The sequence below is a fragment of the Rhizobium sp. UBA1881 genome (assembly GCF_002338015.1).
In the GTDB taxonomy this organism is placed as follows: Bacteria; Pseudomonadota; Alphaproteobacteria; order Rhizobiales; family Rhizobiaceae; genus Rhizobium.
In genome coordinates this window covers 1-18,666 of sequence record NZ_DDHH01000072.1, presented here as the reverse complement: position 1 = coordinate 18,666, position 18,666 = coordinate 1, and the positions used below count along the sequence as shown (strand labels likewise).

Below are 18,666 nucleotides of genomic sequence, written 5' to 3'. Positions count from 1 at the left end.
GTCAGACCTCCACCTTCATTGCCCGCACGTATGCGATGCCGAGGATCAGCGAGATCACCAGAGTGACGACCGCGACCGCGGCGCCGTAACCGAGCTGGAAGGCAGTGAAGGACTGGTTGTAGATGTAGATGCTGATGACTTCGGTCGCACCACCTGGGCCGCCGCGCGTCAGCGCATAGACAAGACCGAAGACCGCGATCGTCGAGACGGCGGAAATCAGCATGTAGAGAAGGATCGTCGGCATCATCAGGGGAAGCGTGATGCGGCGGAACATCTGCGATGGCGTGGCGCCGTCCATGCGGGCAGCCTCGTAGATTTCGCTCGGAATGGTGCTGAGGCCCGCAGTCAAGAGGATCATCGCGGTGGCGATGCCGCGCCATGTGTTGACGACGATGATCATCGTCAGCGGGAAGATCTGGAGCCAGTCGGTGGGTGTCACGCCGAAGAAGCTCACGATGCGGCTGAGCGTTGCGTTCTCGCCTCCGGCCAGCATCGAAATCCACATGAAGCCGGCAACGACCTCGGGTGCCGCGTTGGGCAGCAGGATCATCGAGGAGAATATCTGGCGGAAAAGGATCTGCCGGCGCAGCGCAATGGCTGAAATCAGGCCGAGTACGAACTGGCCGATCACCGCCGAGCCGACCACGAAGAAAAACGTCACGATGAGCGCGTTCCAGAATTTCGCGTCATTCAGCAGGCGCATGTAGTTGCGAATGCCCACGAAGCGCGGACGCAGCGCTGCGGCGCCGGTGAGAGCTTCGTTGGTGAAGCTCAGGTAGACGGAGTAAAGCGCGGGATAGATCACGAAGGCCAGAAGCAGGACCAGCGACGGCAGCAGGATCACGAGGAGCTGCCGCTCGACGCGTCGTTCGTGAGAATTGAGGACCATGAAGCTCGCAACCTTGTCTGATGATCGCAGACGCGGCCAGCGGGCCGCGCCTGCAGTCTTGGGCGGAAGTTGAAGGGCTTGAGGCTTATTTCACCACGTCGTCGCCGAGCGTTTCCTTGACGTAATCGACAAGGATCTTCTGGGCACCGGCGGCGTCCGTCTCCTTGCGCAGCAGCGCTTCGGTTGCCCGTGCCACGCCTTCGGCGATGGTGCCGAAGCCGGACGCCTGCTTCAGGAAGACGCCGTTGCCGGCCGCGGCGTGGATCGGAACGAGTTCCGTCAGCTTCTGGAACTCGGCGCTCTTAGCCGCATCCTTGCTTGCCGGAATATTGCCGATGCGCGCGGCGTAGGAGACCTGTGTGTCGACCGAACCGATCTCAAGCAGCGCCTTCGTCGCCAGCTCGACGTTCGCGGACTTCGCGTTAACGGCCCACGGAGCAGCAAGGTTCGCGAGCACGTACTGGCCGCCCGTCTGGCCAGGAACTGTCCAGGTGCCGACGATCTTTGTCACCTCTGGGATCGGGTTCTTGCTCTCGCGGCCCCAATCGAAGATGTAGCACCAGGAACCGCACGTAGTTGCCGCAAGCTTGCCATCAGGGAACATCTGGTACTTGGGAATGACCCACGGCTCTGGGCCGAGCAGCGGCTGGGTCGGCATCAGATCCTTGTCGATGAGCTCCTTGTAGACGCCGAAGACGTCCTTGATGCCTTCGCCACTGAGATCGAGTTTTCCATCGGCGTCGACCAGCTGCGGCGTCTTGGAGCCGACGAGCAGATGCTGGAAGCCTTCATCGAAAGCGCCGCTACCCCAGGACACGCCGGCCGGGAAGAGCAGGCCGTAGGCGCCTGTCTTCGCCTTCACTTCAGCGGCGCGATCCAGCAGTTCCTGCCAGGTCTTCGGTTGCTCGGTCGAAATGCCGGCTTTCTCCAGCACATCCTTGCGGAAGTAGATTTCCTGGATGCCAAGCATGAACGGCATGACGTAAGTTTCGCCATCGGGGCTCACGGCCAGCTGCTTTGCGACGTCATAGAAATTCGCGTAGCCGTCCCAGGCGGTGATCTCCTTGGTTACAGGGGCGAGGTATCCGGCTTCGACCATATCGGCCACAGCCGCCGTCGACGGGATCGAGAACAGATCCGGCGCGTTGCCGGCGCCAAGCTCGGTGAGCAGCTTCGTCAGGTAATCCTTGTCGGGCGCCGGGTATTCGACGACCTCGACGGTCACTCCGTATTTCTTTTCGATCGCCTCGACCGTCGACTTCATGGCGTCGATGCCGGCCTGGCCGTGATTTGCAATTCGGATTGTTTCGGCATGCGCCAGCGTCGAGACCGCGCTGAGCAAAATGGCGCACAGGCCACCAATGACCGTCTTCTTCAACGGAAGTCCTCCCTTTTTGATTGGCGGCGCCCTCCAGCACCGTTCGAAAAATGTACACGCATTCCTCAATGAGGCAAGATGGATTTCCGAAAGAATTTACAAGTTCATATAATACATTGATTTAACGCATTAAAATAGAACTTGCGCCGAGTTTTCTGTTTGTGTAATCGTGTACACAATCATGTGGGAGGAGTTTCATGACACAGAAGTTGCGGCTTGGCGTGATCGGCGCAGGCCTGAAGGCGGCTGAGTATGCGGCGAGCTGGGCGGCCATGCCGGAGATCGAGTTCGTAGCGCTTGCTGATACGACCGCTTCGTCGCGCCAGCGCCTGATCGACGTGTGCATCGCGGCTGGAGCGCCGGCGCCGAAGAGCTTCGAGGACTACCGCGAGATGCTCGCGAAATGCCGCGATGCGCTCGACATCGTCTATATCTCCACCCCGCACGCCTTTCACGGCGAACAGGCGGCGGCCGTCGTCGAAGCCGGCATCGATCTCTTCCTTGAAAAGCCGATGGTCACGACTGTTGCCGAGGCTGAGACGCTGATCGCGGCGCAGAAGAAAAGTGGCGTCACTGTTGTTACTGCTTTCCAGGGCGGCCTCTCGCCGCTGGTGATTGACACGCGCAAGCGCGCGCTCGCTGGAGAGTTCGGCGAGCTTATCGCGATTTCGGGCATGATCTGGGAAAGCTGGGCGGGCAACTATGCAGGTCACTGGAAACAGGAGCCGGAAATCTCGGGCGGCGGCTTCATGTTCGACACCGGCGCACACATGATGAATACCGTCTGCCTGCTGGCCAATTCCGACTTCGCCAGTGTATCGGCCTATATGAACAAGCATGGCCGCAAGGTCGATATTGCCACCGCCGTTTCCGCCCGCTTGAAGAACGGCGCCATGGCGACATTGACGGCCGCAGGCGAGGGGCCTCCTGGCTGCGCCTCCTACATCACCTTCTTCTATTCGAAGGCGATCGTGCGGATCGATGCCTGGGGCGGCTGGCGCGAGATCAGCGTCGGTCGGGTCAACGAGCCGCGCGAAGAGGCCGAAATTCTCGGAAACCCGATGAAGAACTTCCTCGCCATTCGCGCCGGTGAAATGGAAAACACCGGCTCCGTTGAAATGGGTCTGCGTTTCGCTAGGCTGTGGGATGCAATCAAGGAATCGGCGGCAGCCGACGGCATGCCCGTCCGGCCAGCGCAATAGACGTATCGGGACACGAGACATGAACAAGCGGCGGATCACCTCGAAGGAACTGGCAAAGCTCGCCGGGGTATCCTCCGCCACCATTTCCCGTGCCTTTTCGCCCGATTCCAGGATCGGCAGCGCCACGCGCGATCGAATTTTGTCGGTCGCGCGCGAACACGGCTATCAGCCGAACGCGATTGCCCGTTCGCTGAACAATCAACGATCGAGGTTGGTCGCCCTTGTCGTCAATGCCATTGGCAATCCTTGCGAGGCCGAAGAGCAGCAATTGTTGGTCCACAGGTTGCAGGCGCGCCAGCTGCTGCCGATCATCCTGTGCTGTGCAGATCACGACGATCGCCTGCAACTGATGCGGTTGGCATCCACCTATCAGGTGGATCATGTCGTCGTTTTCTCGGACATGGTGTCGATGCAAGACGCGGTCGATATCTTTCATACGACCAAGCCTATCATCGTCTCGTTCGAACCCTTGGACAACGAAAACGTCTCAAATATTCGCATCGATGGCGCGGCTGCGGCTGACGAGATCATCGAGAAGATTGTCAATGACGGCAAGAAGCGCTTTGCCTACCTCTCCGGCACCAAATCCAGCTGGATCGACAAGCTTCGACGCAAATGGTTCGCGGATGCACTCGCCAGGCGCGGGATGGCCATCGAGGCCGAGGCCTTTGGCGACTACACCTATGATTCCGGCTTCAAGGAAGCGGTGCTTTTGCTGCATCGCTCGAAGGTCGATGCCATCATTTGCGGCAACGACGTGATGGCGATCGGCGCGCGCGATGCCGCGCGGCGCATGCTCGGCAAGAACACCCCTGATGATATCGCCATCGTCGGCCAGGATGGGATTGCAATGGCTGCGTGGGATTGCAACGACTTGACGACGCTAAGCCTCGACCATGTCGCCTTCATCGATGCGGTTGTCGAGCTCATCGAACGTCACGATGCCGATTTGCCGGGGCCCCACAGCATAACGCTGACCTGCAATGCCCGCTGGGGATCCACCGCCTGACACCATCCGCTCGGCGCCAGGAGGTCGCTGTCTTAGCGACATCTTGACTACGGGGTCCAAACGAAATGGTATGCTTGCCAGACATCATCCAATGGCGGCGCCGCCAGCGTGGCGCCGAGAGCAAATGATCGTGATCAGGCGGCGCAGCATCTTTCTATTCGTGTCGTGGGGTTTGCGCCTCTCTCTTTGCATGACACTGATTGGCCCGGCCGGCGCTGCTGAGACCATCGAAGCTCAGCCGGAGGCAGCCTGCCTCTACACACGCTCGATGACGGGCTCGGCGGAGACCCTTTGCATTCGCAAGGACAGCTTCAACCGCGACCTCTGCGGTGCGATCGAACGGACCGCGAGCGAACATGACCTGCCGCCGGATTTCTTCGCCCGGCTGATTTGGCGCGAGAGCCGGTTCAGGCCGGACGCGTTGAGCTATAAGGGCGCGCAGGGAATAGCGCAGTTCATGCCGGGTACCGCCAAGCTGCGCGGGCTGCAGGACAGTTACGATGTTCTGGAAGCCTTGCAAAAATCGGCCGAATATCTTGACGAGCTCAGGGATCGCTTCGGCAATCTCGGCCTTGCGGCCGCTGCCTACAATGCCGGCGAAAACGGGCTATCGAACTTTCTCAATGGCGGCGGCCTGCCGACGGAGACCCGCAGTTATGTGATGGCGATTACGGCGCATAGCGTCGAGGAGTGGAAGTCCTCGGCACCCGACAAGGCGGCTGGTCCCCTGGCAGAGGATCAGCCCTTTATCGAAAGCTGCGTGGCGCTTGCCGATCGCCGCAAGATGGCCGATCCGGTCTGGCGGCCGGAGGGAAACTGGGCGCCTTGGGGCGTGCAGATCGCGGCCAGCGCCGACCCCGATGTTGCCCGTCGCCTTTTCTTTGCGGCGATTGCACGGTTTCCGGCACCTCTCGACCAGGAGCAGCCTCTTATCCTGCGGCAGCGTGACCGCAGCTTCGGTTTCCGACCGCGCTACGTGACCCGCATTGCGCGGCAGACAAGGGGGGAGGCTAACGAGGTCTGCAGACAGATCCGCAAGACCAACCAGATCTGCCTGATATTCAAGAATTGAATATCGGGGTTCCGGCACCCCGTTCGAGAACCGAGACGTTGTATTCAATGGCTATCCAAAACCGCCTTGCATCGTCTTTTGCACAACTGGATTGCACGGGTGTGCAAAAAATGACTTCAGAGCTCATTTTGTCATGTCACTGTTACGCGCCGGCGATAGCAGAGCCGTAGTCCAAAGGGCAACGCCCGAAACAATGGAGACGGTCATGAACAGACGCGAGTTTCTTGTCACATCTTCGGCGGCAGCCGGTCTGCTGGCCCTGCCACGCTTAGCGATGGCTGCAGATGGCACGATCAACCTCTATAGTGGTTCCGACGCCAACATTATCGACTTCTGGAACAACACCGTGCTTCCGGCCTTCAAAAAGGCGCACCCCGAAGCTGCCGTAAAGGTTACGGATGCAGGTGACAACGCGGGCTTGCGTGCGATTGCAGACCGTGCGCTTGCGGCTCTCAAGTCGAAGACGGATCCGCAGTCGGATATCTTTGAAGCGTTCAACCCACGACTGCCCACAGGTGGTATCGATGCCGGCCTTTGGGTCAAGTTCTCGGCCGAGAACATCGATGGCTTCGCGACCGTCAATCCGCTCAGCGTCGACAGCCCGTATTCGCTGCCCTATCGCGGTTCGCAGGTGTTGCTAGCCTACGACAAGACCAAGCTTGACCCCAAGGATGCGCCGAAGACCTGGGAACACCTGACGGCCTGGATCAAGGCCAATCCTGGCCAGTTCATCTACAATCGCCCCGACAAGGGCGGTTCGGGCGGCAATTTCGTTCGCCGCGCGATCCACGAAGCCAACGGTCGCGATCCCAAGAAGTTCACCATCGACAACTTCACGTCTGATTTCGCAAATCAGGCCCTGACGCCGGCTTGGGCGATCCTCAACGATCTCGCGCCGTCACTTTATGAAAAGGGTGCCTACACCTCCGGCAATACGCAGTCGATCCAATTGCTTGCCCAGGGCGTTGTCACGATGACCCCGGTCTGGTCCGACCAGGTGCTGCAGGCCCTGTCGCAGGGCGTACTGCCTGAGACGACCGGCCTTGTCCAGCTCACCGATCTGGCGCTTTGCGGCGACTTCTCGCGCATGACGGTGTTTACGAACGGCGCCAACAAGGATGCGGCACTGAAACTTGCGGCGTTCATGCTGACGAAGGAAATCCAGGAAGCGATTATCACCGAACTCGGTGGTTTCCCGGCTGTCGCCTGGGATCACATTTCCGACGAACTCCGTCAGAAATATGCCGATGTCATCCCGACCACCATCCCGACTTTCCCAGCCGGCGATTGGGAAAGCAACATCAACGACGGTTGGTATCGCAATGTTGCTCCGGGCATCAGCCGTACCTGATGCGTAAAAGCATGACATTGTCGCTGCCGGCGCGGGCAACCGCGCCGGGCAACGCGCAGAATCCGGTTGGGCTTCTTCTGGTCGCCCTGCCGGTGCTTCTGCTCGGGTGGCTGATCGTCTACCCGATCTTTTCAGCCGTGATCACCACCGTTTTCATTGCGCAGGCGGATGGAACGACCTCGGTGTCGCTGGCTTCCTACCGGTTCTTCTTCAGTGATCCCTACAGCCTCGCCAATCTCTGGGTGACGCTGTGGACGACCGTGGTCTGCGGCGTGTTGCTGCTGGTGATCGGCTTGCCGATAGCGCTTTATCTGCGGTTTTCACAGGGGCGTCTTCCAGCCTATGTTCAGGGCCTGGCGATCTTCCCGATGTTCGTGCCGTCGATCATCCTGTCTTATGCGCTGATCCGCACGATCGGGCCCAACGGGACCGTCGATCTGCTGCTCAATGCCGTCGGGCTGCCAAAGATCCCGTCCCCCTATCTGACGCCATGGGGGCCAGTCATTGGTCTGGTTTGGGACAATCTTCCTTTGACGGTGCTGATGCTGACAGCCGGGCTTGGCAGTATTGCAAAGAGCTCGGTCGAGGCTGCCCGTGATGTCGGCGCTTCGCCGCTGCGCGTTTTCATCTCGATCATCCTGCCACGTATGGGCAACTCGCTATTGGTCACGGCGTCCTTCGCCATCCTTGGAATCTTCTCGTCCTTCACTTTGCCCTATGTGCTCGGCCCGGCATCGCCGGAAATGATGGGGCCGTTCATGCAGCGCACCTTCTCCGATGTGAACGATCCGCTGAATGCGCTGACGCAGGCAGTAATTTCCTTCGGATTCTGCCTCGTCTTCGGCATTTTTTATGTGCGATCAATCGCCAAAAATCGGGAGGCGTCGCGATGAGGACGATAGCCAAGTTCAATGGCTCCAAAGTCGATTGGGCGGGCATTCTGTTTGCCGTGCTGCTGACGCTGTTCATCGCCGTGCCTCTGGTTGTGGTCGGCACCTGGGCGTTTACCGAGGTATGGCGCTATCCGTCAGTCATTCCGCAGCAGTTCGGTTTCCGCTTCTGGTCGCAGACACTGTCTCGCACCGATGTATGGGACGCGCTGTTCTTGAGCCTGCGACTGACGGCGACGGTCACGCTTTTGTCGGCCGTCATTTGCTTGCCCGCGGCTTATGCATTTGCGCGCATGTCGTTTCCCGGAAAGAACGTACTCTTCCTGTCTTTTCTGGCCTCGCATGCCTTTCCGAAGTTCGGACTTCTGGTGGCGATCGCCGGCATCTTCTTGAAGCTCGGCTTGATCAGCACCTTCTGGGGCGTTGTCCTGATCCAGCTGGTCGGGACGTTGATGTTGATGATCTGGATCCCCGTGGCAGCGTTCCAGAATATCGATCGGCGCATGGAAGAGGCTGCCCGCGATGCAGGTGCCGGACCGTTGCGGGTTTTCTGGTCGATCACCTTGCCCCAGGCGGCCCCCACAATCATGGCGGCCTTGCTCCTGACCTTTGTCGGAACATTTTATGAAACCGAAGGCGCCTGGCTCATCGGCGCCCCTGAGATCCGCACCATGCCGGTGTTGATGATCACCTTCATCAACAATCAGATCGTGGTTCAATATGGTGCCGTTTTATCGGTGATGCTCTGGGTGCCGTCGTTCTTCGCTCTGATGTTTGCCCGCCGTGTGGTTGGAACGGGCGCATTTGCCCGCGGCTTTGGCGCGTGACGCTAGGATCGGGCATGGCCCGAGGAAAGGCTTGATATGGCACGCTTGACGATCAAGAACGTCTCAAAGACGTTCGGGACCTCGTTTGCGGTCCGTGATTTCTCGCTCGATGTAGAAGATGGCGAGCTCGTCTGCCTGCTTGGTCCGTCCGGATCCGGCAAGTCGACACTGCTTCGCATGATCGGCGGCTTCGAACAGCCGTCGGACGGCTTGATCCTGATCGACGGCAAGGACGTGACGAGGCTACCGCCGGAAAAGCGCCCTACCGGCATGGTCTTCCAGAGCCACGCGCTCTGGACCCATATGGACGTGTTCAACAACATCGCCTTCGGCCTCAAGCTTCGTCGCCTGCCTAAGGCCGAGATTCGCGAACGCGTCGAGAACGCCCTGGCGCTGGTCGGGCTTGCAGACTATGGCAAGCGCATGACGATGCAGTTGTCGGGTGGCCAACAGCAGCGCGTGGCGCTTGCGCGTTCGCTGGTGCTGGAGCCGAAGATCCTGTTGCTCGACGAGCCGTTCGCCAGCCTCGACCAGCATCTGCGCGAACGGCTACGAGAGGAAGTGCGCGACATCCAGCAGCGCGTCGGCATCACGACCCTCTTTGTCACGCACGGCCAGGATGAGGCATTGGCGCTCGCCGATCGTATCGTCGTCATGCGCGACGGGGGCACCGAGCAGATCGCCCCACCCGATATCGTCTACCGCGAGCCACAGACGGAATTCGTGGCCGGCTTCATCGGATCGATGAACTTCGTGAAGACCAGCATTCGTGGTGGCGTCAGCCAGCATCCGGCCTTTCCCCTTACCGTGCCGATCGAAGATGGCGACGTCGTCCTGGCGTTTCGCCCCGAGGCGTTGTCGCTGCAGCCATCGAAGACGCTCTCGACCGCCATCGTCCATCGCAGCATTGATTTCGGCACGCACAAGATCGTGGATATCGACCTCGCCGACGGGACGCGCTTGAAGGCGATGACGGCACCGGATAGCAATTGGGTGAAGGGCGTGGGCATCGAGGCGACGGCTTCCGCTTTCCGGGCTTTCCGCGACAATCAGCTGGTCTACCAATCGGCAACCTCAGGTGAACGACATCATGATCTTATCCTCGCTTGATCGCAACGGCATCGCGATTGATCATGCTGGCCACAAGACTTGGCTGAAATGGCATCGCGGCCACCGCTATGCCGGCGACATCTCGTTTACGGGACAACGCATTGCCGAGGCGATGGCGCTGGGCGCCAGCATCGAGATCGACCTGGTGCGTTTCAATGGCGCTGGCTTCGCCGTTTTGCACGACGAGACGCTGAACAAGGCGACAACGGGCGAGGGGCGGGTGATCGATGCGACGGAGAGCGACTTGCGCGCTCTGCATCTTCGCGACCCCTTCGGCGAACCTACGGCCCACAGGGTGATGCTGATCGATGATCTCGGCCAATTGCTCAAGCGCGTCGCCCGCGAAAGCGGCGCTGTGCTGCAGCTCGACCTCAAGGAAGATTCCCCCGATATCCGCGAAGAGGATATCGCCGCTTTCGCCGCCGCGATCTCGCCGGTCGCAAAGTCGGTCATTCTCTCGGCCGGCGATCCCGAGGCTGTCGAACGCTTGTCCCAGGCCGTGCCGGACATGCCGATCGGCTACGACCCGTGCCATCACGGTGCGATCGAGCGCCTGAAGCAAAGCCGTGACTTTGACGGTTTCGTCGCAGACGCCGTGGCTGCCTCGCCGCGCGCGCGGATGATCTACCTGCACCATCAACTCGTGCTGTTTGCCGACGATGCCGGATACGACCTCGTTGCGGCCTTCCATCGCGCCGGGCGCAGCATCGACGCTTACACCATCAATTCGGCAATTCCTGCCGCATTGCCGGTCGTGCGCCGCCTCCTGGCGCTGAAGGTCGACCAGATCACCACCGATGACCCTGTTGGCCTGGAGACCCTACTTCTCGGCTAGGTACTCTCGCGCGCCAAGGGCAGGGCGCCCGCGCTGGTATTCGGCCACCGTCGACATCAATCAGGCCCAGTTGATGTGGTGCCTGTTCAACTTCCTGTTCGACTGTAGTAAGCGGGAATTCTCATAATCGGGAATCCATCATGGTCGAAAAGAGCAACACAGATGTGGTTGAGCGGCGCCGTGGCTCCGGCGTGAAGCTGGTCTACGACATTTTGCGCGACGAGATCCTTGATCTGAAACTTGCCCCTGGCAGTTCGGTTGACGAGGTGCTGCTTGCCGAGCGGTTCCAGATGTCGCGAACGCCGATCCGAGAGGCCTTGGTCAGGCTCGCCGGCGAGGGCCTGATCGAGACCCTGCCCAATCGCTCCACACTGGTCTCGAATATCGACCTATTGAACCTGAACACCTATTTCGACGCGCTCGTGCTGATGTACCGGGTGACGACGAGGCTTGCGGCGCAAAACCACAGGCCCGACGATCTGCTCGCCATTCGCGAACTGCACAGCCAATACGCCGCGACTGTCGAGGCAAGAGACCTGCGCGACATGATCGCGGTCAACGCGGCGTTTCATTCGGCAATCGCTGAGGCTGGGCGAAACCCCTATTTCACCGGGTTGTTTCGCAGGCTTCTCGACGAGGGGCGGCGTATTCTTAGGCTTTACTACAACTCCTATGACGAACAGTTTCCGCAACGCTTTGTCGATGAACACGCCGAGATCATTGCGGCGATCGAGGCGCGCGATTTGGACCTGGCGGACCATCTCGGAAAAGTTCACGGCGAGCAGATTGTCGAGCAGGTCCAGCGCATGTTCGTTCGCAACCAGAAGCTCGACATCAAGCTTTGAGAAGGCGCTTGCATTTTTCTTGTCGACAAGAAATATTTTCAATGATATTTCTTGTCGACAAGGGATGGCGTACGTGCTGCGCCGCTGATGACCCGTCAAACTGATTATGGAGAGCGACATGAAGGCCAGTATCTTTTCCGGTGTGATCCCTGCGTTGATGACGCCCTGCAACGACGATCGGACGCCCGACTTTGACGCACTGGTGCGCAAGGCCAAGGAGCTCATCGCCAAGTGCATGTCGGCCGTCGTCTATTGCGGCTCCATGGGTGACTGGCCACTCCTGACAGACGAACAGCGCATGGAAGGTGTCGAACGCCTGGCAAAGGCTGGCATCCCTGTTATCGTCGGGACGGGCGCCGTCAACACGGCGTCAGCCGTTGCGCACGCAGCTCACGCGCAGAAAGTCGGCGCAAAGGGCCTGATGGTCATCCCGCGCGTGCTGTCGCGTGGTTCGGTCGTTGCCGCCCAGAAGAACCATTTCAAGGCGATCCTTTCGGCGGCACCCGAGCTGCCCGCCGTCATCTACAACAGCCCCTATTATGGCTTTGCCACACGCGCCGACCTGTTCTTTGCGCTTCGCGAAGAGCACAAGAACCTGGTCGGTTTCAAGGAATTCGGTGGCGCTGCCGACATGCGCTATGCGGCTGAAAACATCACCAGCCGCGACGATGACGTATCGCTGATGATCGGTGTCGACACGGCCGTTTTCCATGGCTTCGTCAACTGCGGCGCGACCGGCGCGATCACTGGCATTGGCTGCGTGCTTCCCAAGGAAGTGATCCACATGTGCAATCTGGCGAACGGCGCTGCCAAGGGCGATGTCGAGGCACGCCAGCGCGCGCTCGAACTGGAATCGGCTCTCGCCGTTCTCTCTTCCTTCGATGAAGGCCCCGAACTCGTCTTGTTCTTCAAGCACATGATGGTGCTCAAGGGCGACAAGGAATATACGCTGCACTTCAACGAAACGGACGTCCTTTCGGAAAGCCAGCGCGGCTACGTCGAAGCCCAGTTGAAGCTGTTCGACACCTGGTACGCCGAATGGAGCAAGCTCCCGGGTGCGGTTCAGACCTACAAGGCGTAAGCCTACACAAAGTCACAAATAAAAAAGGGCCCCAACGGGGCCCTTTTCATTTCGTGCCTTGAGGCCGTGGTCAGGCCACGGCATCGAGCCCCTTGTCGAGCAGACGCTCCAACTGCTCGGTTTCCGCCGCCGTCAGCACGATCCCCTCGGCATCGGATTTCTGGCGCGCCGTAAACCGCCGTTGCGACGGCAGCCGCGCGCCGCTTCCGACAATGGCATCGAACAGCATTTCGGCGCGCGCGAAGGGGTCACCAGTGCGACCGGCGGCGAACGCCTGAGGCGACATCGCGATGACGAGCTCGCCATGCAGCGGCGCAAGCGTGGTGGTGCCGAGATAGTCGAGTGCTTCCGAGCTTGTCAGGTCACCGATCATGATGCCGGCGAGAAGCTCGATCATCGTTCCGATCGACGATCCCTTATGGCCACCGAACGGCAGCATGGCGCCGGCCAGCGCCGCTTCCGGTTCCGTGGTCGGGTTACCGTCGGGATCGATCGCCCAGCCCTCAGGCAAGAGCTTTCCAGCACGGCGATGCAGCTCGATCTCTCCTCGCGCGGCCACTGAAGTCGCAAAGTCGAACACATATGGGAAGGCCTCACTGCGCGGCCAGCCAAAGGCGAACGGGTTGGTGCCTAGCAATGGCTTGCTGCCACCTGTCGGCGCGACCGTCGCATAACTTGGACACATGGCAAGGCAGGCGAGGCCGTGACGGGTGACAGCTTCAACTTCCCACCATAGTGCCGAAAAATGCGTGCAGTCGTTGATGACGAGGGCCGCGATGCCGAACTTGTTTGCTCGCTCGACAAGCTGAGGGAGCCCAAGCTCGAAAGCCGGATTGGCAAAGCCGCCACCCGCATTGACCTTTACGATCGCCGAGGTTTCGCTGCTGTCGACATGCGCCGTGGCTGCCGGATTGACCTTACCCGCCTTGACGGTGCGCAGAACGCCATCCAACCGGTAGATGCCATGCGACTTGGCGCCGTCGGCTTCGCCGGCCACGATGACGTCGGCAACCGATTTTGCCTGGAACTCGCTCAGACCGGCCTTCAGCAGGATGGCCATGACGCGGCTGTTCAGTTCACTCTTGCTTAGACGGACATCTTCCATGGCCTAATTCCTTATCGTCGCACCAACATTCCATCCGTAACGTTGAGTTTAAAACGCCGAAAAAGACAAGACGTCGACAAGATTATGAGCAGCGCCGAACATTGGCTTGCTCGTAAGTCCAGCTATTCGCCGGGCTCCTTATTGCGCGTGATTGGACGCCTGAGCCGGCTGGAGTTCCGTTTCGATGATGACGGTCACCTCGTCGCCGACGGACTTGATCTTCGGTGCGAGGCCCCATTCACTGCGCTTGAAAATCAACTCGGCGGAAAATCCGATCTTCGGGCTGTCGGCGGCGGGCTGGCGCGCCATTGAACCGTTGAATGTGACGTTCAACACGGCAGGATGGGTTTCGCCGCGAAATGTCAGATCGCCCGCAACCGTTCCATGGTGCGAATCGATGGCGGTAATCTCTTTCGAGACGAAGCGGATTGGCTTCCCGGCCAGAAACCTGTCTTCGGTGCCAATCTCCTTGTCGAAATCCTCGCGTTCAGGAAAGGGGAAATTCGTCTGGACGGATAGCGGGTCTATGGTTGCGACGACCGAGGATGTTTCAGGACGTTCTGCGTGCCAATCCAGTTCCGCCGTCATGCGGGTAAAGCGAGCGGTATAGTTGGAGAGGCCGAGATGGTTGACCTTCCAGATCACGCTTGAATGAGCGGGGTCCGACACGTAGGCTCCCGAGGGCGCGGGATCGTGTTCGGGCTGCGCCGCCCACACGGAGCAGCAAACAAGCGCCGCCACTGCAGCGATCGGCGGGAGGATCCGGTTCAACGACATCGTCTGTTCGCTTTCAATTGTTGGGCAAGGCCCCGCATTGCTTCGGGCAGCATGCCCACTCAGGCAGCATTAGCTGTTACGCTGCCCTTGGAGAAGCTCATTGTCGTTTATCACCGACGGACAACCGAACCCTGGTGATGCGGCGTTGCTGGCGACAGATGTATCGATGCGCCTCGTGAACGCCAGACACAGCTATCGTCGGCAGACTTAACGCAGCGGGCTCTTAGAACCATCGGTCCGCTTGCCCGCTTCATCTGCTTAGAACAGGATCGGTTCACCACCATCAGCAGGTGCGTAGCGATTGATTTCCATTCCGCAGGCGACTTCGATGAATTTTGGTGCAGACCATGTCATGGTTCTATTCCTTTCGTGCTTGGTTTCAGACACCGCCAGCTCTGCGCGTGGCGGCAACGCTGCTGCGGCAGGACGTTCTATCCTGCCGCAGCGTTTCATACCGGCTGCTGCCCGCATGAATGTCGTGCACATGCAATCATTGCAGCGCACGTCAGCCCACTCGACTTTTCGTCGAGCGGGCAAACCTCTTCGAGATTACTTCGGTAGTGCGAAGGCAATCGTTTCGTCGCCATAGGTGGTGCCGAGCGCGCCGTGGCCACCAGCGGTGATGACGACATACTGACGACCATCTTCACCCACGTAGCTCATCGGGTTGGCCTGGCCGCCGGCAGGCAGGCTATAGCGCCAGACTTCCTTGCCTGTATGGGCGTCGAATGCCCGGACATAATTATCGGTGGTGGCGCCGATGAACACCAGACCGCCGGCGGTCGCCAACGAACCACCAAGATTGGGTGTGCCTGTTGGTAGCGGCAAGTTCTGCGTCAGGCCGAAGGCGTTGTTCTTGCGAGCATTGCCGAGCGTCTTGCGCCAAAGCACCTTTTGCGTCTTGAGGTCGATCGCCACCAGCTGTCCCCATGGCGGCGGGACGCAAGGCACCATGAAGGGGCTGAGCCATGCGCGAAGGGTTGCCAGATAGGGCGTGTTTTCCTGCAGGCGCACGTCGAGTTTCTGTGCGTTTTCACCGCCGCTGCTCTTTTGCTTGAGGAGTTCCTTGCCGTAAGGCGTGTTGCGGTCAACCAGCTGGAAATAGAACGGCATGTTCATCGTGTTGACGTACATGATTTTGTTGACTGGATCGACCGAAGCGCCGCCCCAGTCCGTCACACCGTCGAAGGCCGGGTTGCCGATTGAACGCGTTGGGCCGATCGGCGTGAAGATGCCTTCGTTGCGTGCGCGTGCAAAATCGATGCGGCATGCGAGCTGATCGATTGGCGTTGCGCCCCACATATCCTGCTCGGTCAGCTTGTCTGGTACGAGCGAGGGCATTCCCACTGGAACTGGCTGGGTCGGTGAAACTGGAACGTTCGGTGCTGCACCGTTTGTCGTAAAGGGCATTTCCTTGGTCTCAACCAAAGGCTCGCCTGTTTCACGGTTGAACATGAAGACCTCGCCCATCTTGGTCGTCTGGATGAGCGCCGGCGTGCCATCAGGCATGTCAAATAGCGACGGGCCGACCGGCACGTCAAAGTCCCACATGTCGTTATGCACGAGCTGGTAATGCCAGCGCAACTTGCCGGTCGTAACGTCAAGTGCGACGAGCGAGGTGCCGAACTTGTTGTCAAAAGGGCGGCGGAAGGCAGTGAAGTAGTCGGGGGCGGCGTTGCCGGTTCCAAGATAGATCAGGTTCAACTTGGCATCGCCGGTGATGGTGCCCCAGACATTGGGCGTGCCCTTGGTGTAGACTTCACCCTCCGGCAGGCGGCCGGGCAGGGCATCCTCCGAACGGCCGACGTCCCAGGCCCAGACCTGATGTCCGTCAAGGGGATCGAAGGCGCGCACGACGCCCGAGGGCTCATCCGTGGACATATTGTCGATCACGCGGCTGCCGACAACAAGGCGATCGTTCATGACCAGCGGCGTGGAGGTCGAGACCTGCCAACCACCGCCCCAGGATTTGCCATTGTTGTCCTTGCCAGTCTGGTCCTTGAGATCGATGAAGCCATTCTGGCCGAAACCATCGCAGATCTGCCCGCTATCGGCATCGAGTGCATAAATGCGACCGTCCATCGTCGGCGCAAAGACGCGGGCCTTGCAACTGTCCGCCTGAGGGGCGTCGTAGTAGCTCACGCCACGGCACACGATGTAGGGATTGGTGCGGGGTAGCTTGGGATCGAATGTCCACTTCACCTTGCCGGTGGTGGCATCGGTTGCGATAACCCAGGAGTGCGGTGTGCAGCTATAGAGCGTGTTGCCGATCTTTATGGGGGTCGATTCAGAGTGATACTCGCGACCCTTGCGATGCAGCTCCATCTCATCGGGCAGGTCGCCCGAATGCGAGCTCCAGGCGACCTGCAACTTGTTGACATTATCCGGCGTGATCTGGGCCAGATCGGCGAAGCGGCTCTGGCCGGCATCATTGCCGTAGTGCACCCACCCCGTCGGGCTCATTGGAGCTTTCTGAGCTGTGATCTGCGTGGTCTCGCCTGAAGCAGGGCCATAGGCGGCGTAAAGGATGGCGCCGACCAAGAGCACGGCAACGACACCCGTCACGGCCTGGAAACCGCGCCAGAAGCGCGGGCTGGCAGCCTTGATGCCGCTCCCTAGTCCTGGCAGCAGGAAGGCGGCAAGCAGGACACTGGGTGCGAAGAGCCGTACTTCGAGCTTCCACGGATCAAGCCCGGATTCAACGAAGCTCCAGACCAGCGTCAGGGTCCAGGCGAGGAAATAGATGATAAAGCCGGAATTGCGACCGCGCGCCACCTGAACGCCGCTGACGACCATCAAGAGACCGACGATGAGATAATAGAAGGTGCCGCCCAGGGTCACCAGCCAGCCGCCATTCGCGGCAAAGTACAAGCCTAGCATTACAGTTGCATAATTCTCTATAGTCTGAATCTATAGGTCTCCATGATTCGGAGGTCATGGATGGCAAGTGCATCAATCGAGACGACGCTTGAGCTATGGGCATCATCGTTGCGTGACGTTAAGGCTCGTATGCGGGGACTGTTCACGCAGGAGCGTGTCGCATCATCTGCAAACCTTTTCCTGGACGGCTTGCTCGGTGACGAGCGGCGTAAGACAGGTTGGATGCGTGCTGAGGCGGCCGGTGATCCCGGCCCGTGGCGGCAACAAGCCATTCTCGGGCGCGGGCGCTGGGACGCCGACGCACTTCGCGACATCGTGCGACAGTATGTCGTGGAAAACCTCGCCACGGATGATGCCGTCCTAGTCATTGACGAAACAGGCTTTCTCAAGCAGGGCAAGACGTCGTGCGGTGTTGCACGTCAATATACAGGATCGGCTGGCAAGATAACGAACTGCCAGATCGGTGTGTTCGCCACCTATGTGTCCGTTCGCGGTCATGCCTTTATCGATCGAGCCCTCTACTTGCCCAAGAGCTGGGCCGCGGATCCGGCAAGGCTTTCGGCAACTTATGTTCCTCAGGGTACAGCCTTTGCTACCAAGCCAGGCCTGGCTGTCGATATGGTTCGGCGAGCATTGGCAGCCGATGTACCGTTTTCATGGGTGGCCGCAGATGCGGTTTATGGCGTTGGGGACGTTGAGAGAACACTGCGCCGAGCCTGCAAAGGGTACGTTCTTGGAGTCAAATCGGACCACCATTTCGGCTCTTGGTCCGGAAAGCCTCCGGTTGCCGGCACAGCGCAGGAGATCGCCCGTGATCTCGATCCAAGCGCATGGCAACGTCTTTCCGCTGGTGAGGGCACCAAAGGCGCACGGCTTCATGACTGAGCCTACTGCGAACTCGCCGATCTCGATGCCGACGAATATAACGAGACGAAGTCAGGGCTTTGGACCCGGGGCCTGCTGATCCGACGCAATATCAGCGATGGTGAGCTCGCATTCTTCACAACATGGTGCCCTGCCGGGACGGACATCCAGACGCTAGTTTCCGTTGAAGGCCATCGCTGGGCGATCGAGGACAGCTTCGAGACCGCCAAGAACGAGCTCGGACTCGACCACAACGAAACCCGCTCATGGCATGGCTGGCATCGCCACGTTTCCCTCGTCATGCTGGCCTTTGCCATGATGGCGGTGATCCGGTATCGCGCTAATGACGCGACGCCCCCAAAAAGGCCGCGGATGCCGACCATCAGGATTTGATCCGCTGGTCTATCCAGGAAGTCCGGCGCATCGCCAACAGACTCGCTCAGCGTCGCATAAACCCCGCCTATGTCATCGCATGGTCATGCTGGAGGCGCGCCCATCAGGCGACCGCTAGACGAGCTCACCTCAAGACAAAAATGCAACTGTAATGCTAG

Annotated in this window: 16 protein-coding genes and 1 pseudogene; 11 read left to right on the top strand and 6 right to left on the bottom strand. The window is 59.7% G+C overall.

Annotation, left to right across the window (positions count from 1 at the left end; all coding sequences use genetic code 11):
* Window position 1: 1 nt before the first annotated feature.
* On the bottom strand, window positions 2-889 hold the full coding sequence (locus B3605_RS08295; RefSeq protein ID WP_112973767.1) for a carbohydrate ABC transporter permease: 888 nt from the start codon (window positions 887-889) through the stop codon (window positions 2-4).
* Between the two features lie 85 nt (window positions 890-974).
* A complete protein-coding gene (locus tag B3605_RS08290) occupies window positions 975-2,267 on the bottom strand; it encodes an ABC transporter substrate-binding protein (protein ID WP_112973768.1) in 1,293 nt (430 codons plus the stop codon).
* 197 nt (window positions 2,268-2,464) lie between these two features.
* On the opposite strand from B3605_RS08290, the gene B3605_RS08285 reads away from it, so the two are divergent.
* From B3605_RS08285 to B3605_RS08240, 10 genes are all read left to right on the top strand, one after another.
* Entirely contained in the window at window positions 2,465-3,469 is a 1,005-nt protein-coding gene (locus tag B3605_RS08285) for a Gfo/Idh/MocA family protein (RefSeq protein WP_113011076.1), read from the top strand.
* A gap of 19 nt (window positions 3,470-3,488) precedes the next feature.
* Window positions 3,489-4,478, top strand: a complete 990-nt coding sequence (locus tag B3605_RS08280; RefSeq protein ID WP_113011075.1) for a LacI family DNA-binding transcriptional regulator — start codon at window positions 3,489-3,491, stop codon at window positions 4,476-4,478.
* A 124-nt stretch (window positions 4,479-4,602) separates the two neighbouring features.
* Window positions 4,603-5,550: a lytic transglycosylase domain-containing protein gene (locus B3605_RS08275; RefSeq protein ID WP_113011074.1), complete on the top strand. Its 948-nt coding sequence runs from the start codon at window positions 4,603-4,605 to the stop codon at window positions 5,548-5,550.
* 205 nt (window positions 5,551-5,755) lie between these two features.
* On the top strand, window positions 5,756-6,901 hold the full coding sequence (locus B3605_RS08270) for an extracellular solute-binding protein (RefSeq protein ID WP_296433506.1): 1,146 nt from the start codon (window positions 5,756-5,758) through the stop codon (window positions 6,899-6,901).
* An 11-nt stretch (window positions 6,902-6,912) separates the two neighbouring features.
* Window positions 6,913-7,794: an ABC transporter permease gene (locus tag B3605_RS08265; protein ID WP_296433505.1), complete on the top strand. Its 882-nt coding sequence runs from the start codon at window positions 6,913-6,915 to the stop codon at window positions 7,792-7,794.
* Window positions 7,791-8,618: an ABC transporter permease gene (locus B3605_RS08260; RefSeq protein ID WP_112944026.1), complete on the top strand. Its 828-nt coding sequence runs from the start codon at window positions 7,791-7,793 to the stop codon at window positions 8,616-8,618. The genes B3605_RS08265 and B3605_RS08260 overlap by 4 nt, the downstream gene beginning before the upstream one ends.
* A 36-nt stretch (window positions 8,619-8,654) precedes the next feature.
* Complete coding sequence (locus tag B3605_RS08255; protein WP_113011072.1) at window positions 8,655-9,728, top strand: ABC transporter ATP-binding protein; 1,074 nt, start codon at window positions 8,655-8,657, stop codon at window positions 9,726-9,728.
* Window positions 9,709-10,563 carry a glycerophosphodiester phosphodiesterase gene (locus tag B3605_RS08250; RefSeq protein WP_296433504.1) on the top strand — a complete coding sequence of 285 codons (855 nt, stop codon included), beginning with the start codon at window positions 9,709-9,711 and terminating at the stop codon, window positions 10,561-10,563. Before B3605_RS08255 ends, B3605_RS08250 begins: the two co-directional genes overlap by 20 nt.
* A gap of 140 nt (window positions 10,564-10,703) precedes the next feature.
* Window positions 10,704-11,408, top strand: a complete 705-nt coding sequence (locus B3605_RS08245) for a GntR family transcriptional regulator (RefSeq protein WP_112973775.1) — start codon at window positions 10,704-10,706, stop codon at window positions 11,406-11,408.
* Window positions 11,409-11,526: 118 nt separating this feature from the next.
* A complete protein-coding gene (locus tag B3605_RS08240; protein WP_296433503.1) occupies window positions 11,527-12,489 on the top strand; it encodes a dihydrodipicolinate synthase family protein in 963 nt (320 codons plus the stop codon).
* Between the two features lie 70 nt (window positions 12,490-12,559).
* Here B3605_RS08240 and B3605_RS08235 read toward each other — a convergent pair whose 3' ends face one another.
* The 4 genes from B3605_RS08235 to B3605_RS08220 all read right to left on the bottom strand — a co-directional run bounded on the left by B3605_RS08235 (window position 12,560) and on the right by B3605_RS08220 (window position 17,251).
* Entirely contained in the window at window positions 12,560-13,594 is a 1,035-nt protein-coding gene (locus B3605_RS08235) for an Ldh family oxidoreductase (protein ID WP_112973776.1), read from the bottom strand.
* A 138-nt stretch (window positions 13,595-13,732) separates the two neighbouring features.
* A complete protein-coding gene (locus B3605_RS08230) occupies window positions 13,733-14,371 on the bottom strand; it encodes a YceI family protein (protein ID WP_296433502.1) in 639 nt (212 codons plus the stop codon).
* 258 nt (window positions 14,372-14,629) lie between these two features.
* Window positions 14,630-14,725, bottom strand: a complete 96-nt coding sequence (gene pqqA, locus B3605_RS08225) for a pyrroloquinoline quinone precursor peptide PqqA (protein ID WP_112944020.1) — start codon at window positions 14,723-14,725, stop codon at window positions 14,630-14,632.
* 195 nt (window positions 14,726-14,920) lie between these two features.
* Window positions 14,921-17,251: a membrane-bound PQQ-dependent dehydrogenase, glucose/quinate/shikimate family gene (locus B3605_RS08220; protein ID WP_296433501.1), complete on the bottom strand. Its 2,331-nt coding sequence runs from the start codon at window positions 17,249-17,251 to the stop codon at window positions 14,921-14,923.
* A gap of 42 nt (window positions 17,252-17,293) precedes the next feature.
* Between B3605_RS08220 and B3605_RS08215 the strand changes: the two are divergent.
* A pseudogene (locus B3605_RS08215) lies at window positions 17,294-18,508 on the top strand (IS701 family transposase).
* The last annotated feature ends 158 nt before the right edge of the window (window positions 18,509-18,666 follow it).

What these genes read in the sequence shown, in the direction of transcription:
- B3605_RS08295 (WP_112973767.1), bottom strand. Translation starts at nt 889, where the DNA reads ATGGTCCTCAATTCTCACGAACGACGCGTCGAGCGGCAGCTCCTCGTG.
- B3605_RS08285 (WP_113011076.1), top strand. Translation starts at nt 2,465, where the DNA reads ATGACACAGAAGTTGCGGCTTGGCGTGATCGGCGCAGGCCTGAAGGCG.
- B3605_RS08280 (WP_113011075.1), top strand. Translation starts at nt 3,489, where the DNA reads ATGAACAAGCGGCGGATCACCTCGAAGGAACTGGCAAAGCTCGCCGGG.
- B3605_RS08275 (WP_113011074.1), top strand. Translation starts at nt 4,603, where the DNA reads ATGATCGTGATCAGGCGGCGCAGCATCTTTCTATTCGTGTCGTGGGGT.
- B3605_RS08270 (WP_296433506.1), top strand. Translation starts at nt 5,756, where the DNA reads ATGAACAGACGCGAGTTTCTTGTCACATCTTCGGCGGCAGCCGGTCTG.
- B3605_RS08265 (WP_296433505.1), top strand. Translation starts at nt 6,913, where the DNA reads ATGACATTGTCGCTGCCGGCGCGGGCAACCGCGCCGGGCAACGCGCAG.
- B3605_RS08260 (WP_112944026.1), top strand. Translation starts at nt 7,791, where the DNA reads ATGAGGACGATAGCCAAGTTCAATGGCTCCAAAGTCGATTGGGCGGGC.
- B3605_RS08255 (WP_113011072.1), top strand. Translation starts at nt 8,655, where the DNA reads ATGGCACGCTTGACGATCAAGAACGTCTCAAAGACGTTCGGGACCTCG.
- B3605_RS08250 (WP_296433504.1), top strand. Translation starts at nt 9,709, where the DNA reads ATGATCTTATCCTCGCTTGATCGCAACGGCATCGCGATTGATCATGCT.
- B3605_RS08245 (WP_112973775.1), top strand. Translation starts at nt 10,704, where the DNA reads ATGGTCGAAAAGAGCAACACAGATGTGGTTGAGCGGCGCCGTGGCTCC.
- B3605_RS08240 (WP_296433503.1), top strand. Translation starts at nt 11,527, where the DNA reads ATGAAGGCCAGTATCTTTTCCGGTGTGATCCCTGCGTTGATGACGCCC.
- B3605_RS08235 (WP_112973776.1), bottom strand. Translation starts at nt 13,594, where the DNA reads ATGGAAGATGTCCGTCTAAGCAAGAGTGAACTGAACAGCCGCGTCATG.
- B3605_RS08230 (WP_296433502.1), bottom strand. Translation starts at nt 14,371, where the DNA reads ATGTCGTTGAACCGGATCCTCCCGCCGATCGCTGCAGTGGCGGCGCTT.
- pqqA (WP_112944020.1), bottom strand. Translation starts at nt 14,725, where the DNA reads ATGACATGGTCTGCACCAAAATTCATCGAAGTCGCCTGCGGAATGGAA.
- B3605_RS08220 (WP_296433501.1), bottom strand. Translation starts at nt 17,251, where the DNA reads ATGCTAGGCTTGTACTTTGCCGCGAATGGCGGCTGGCTGGTGACCCTG.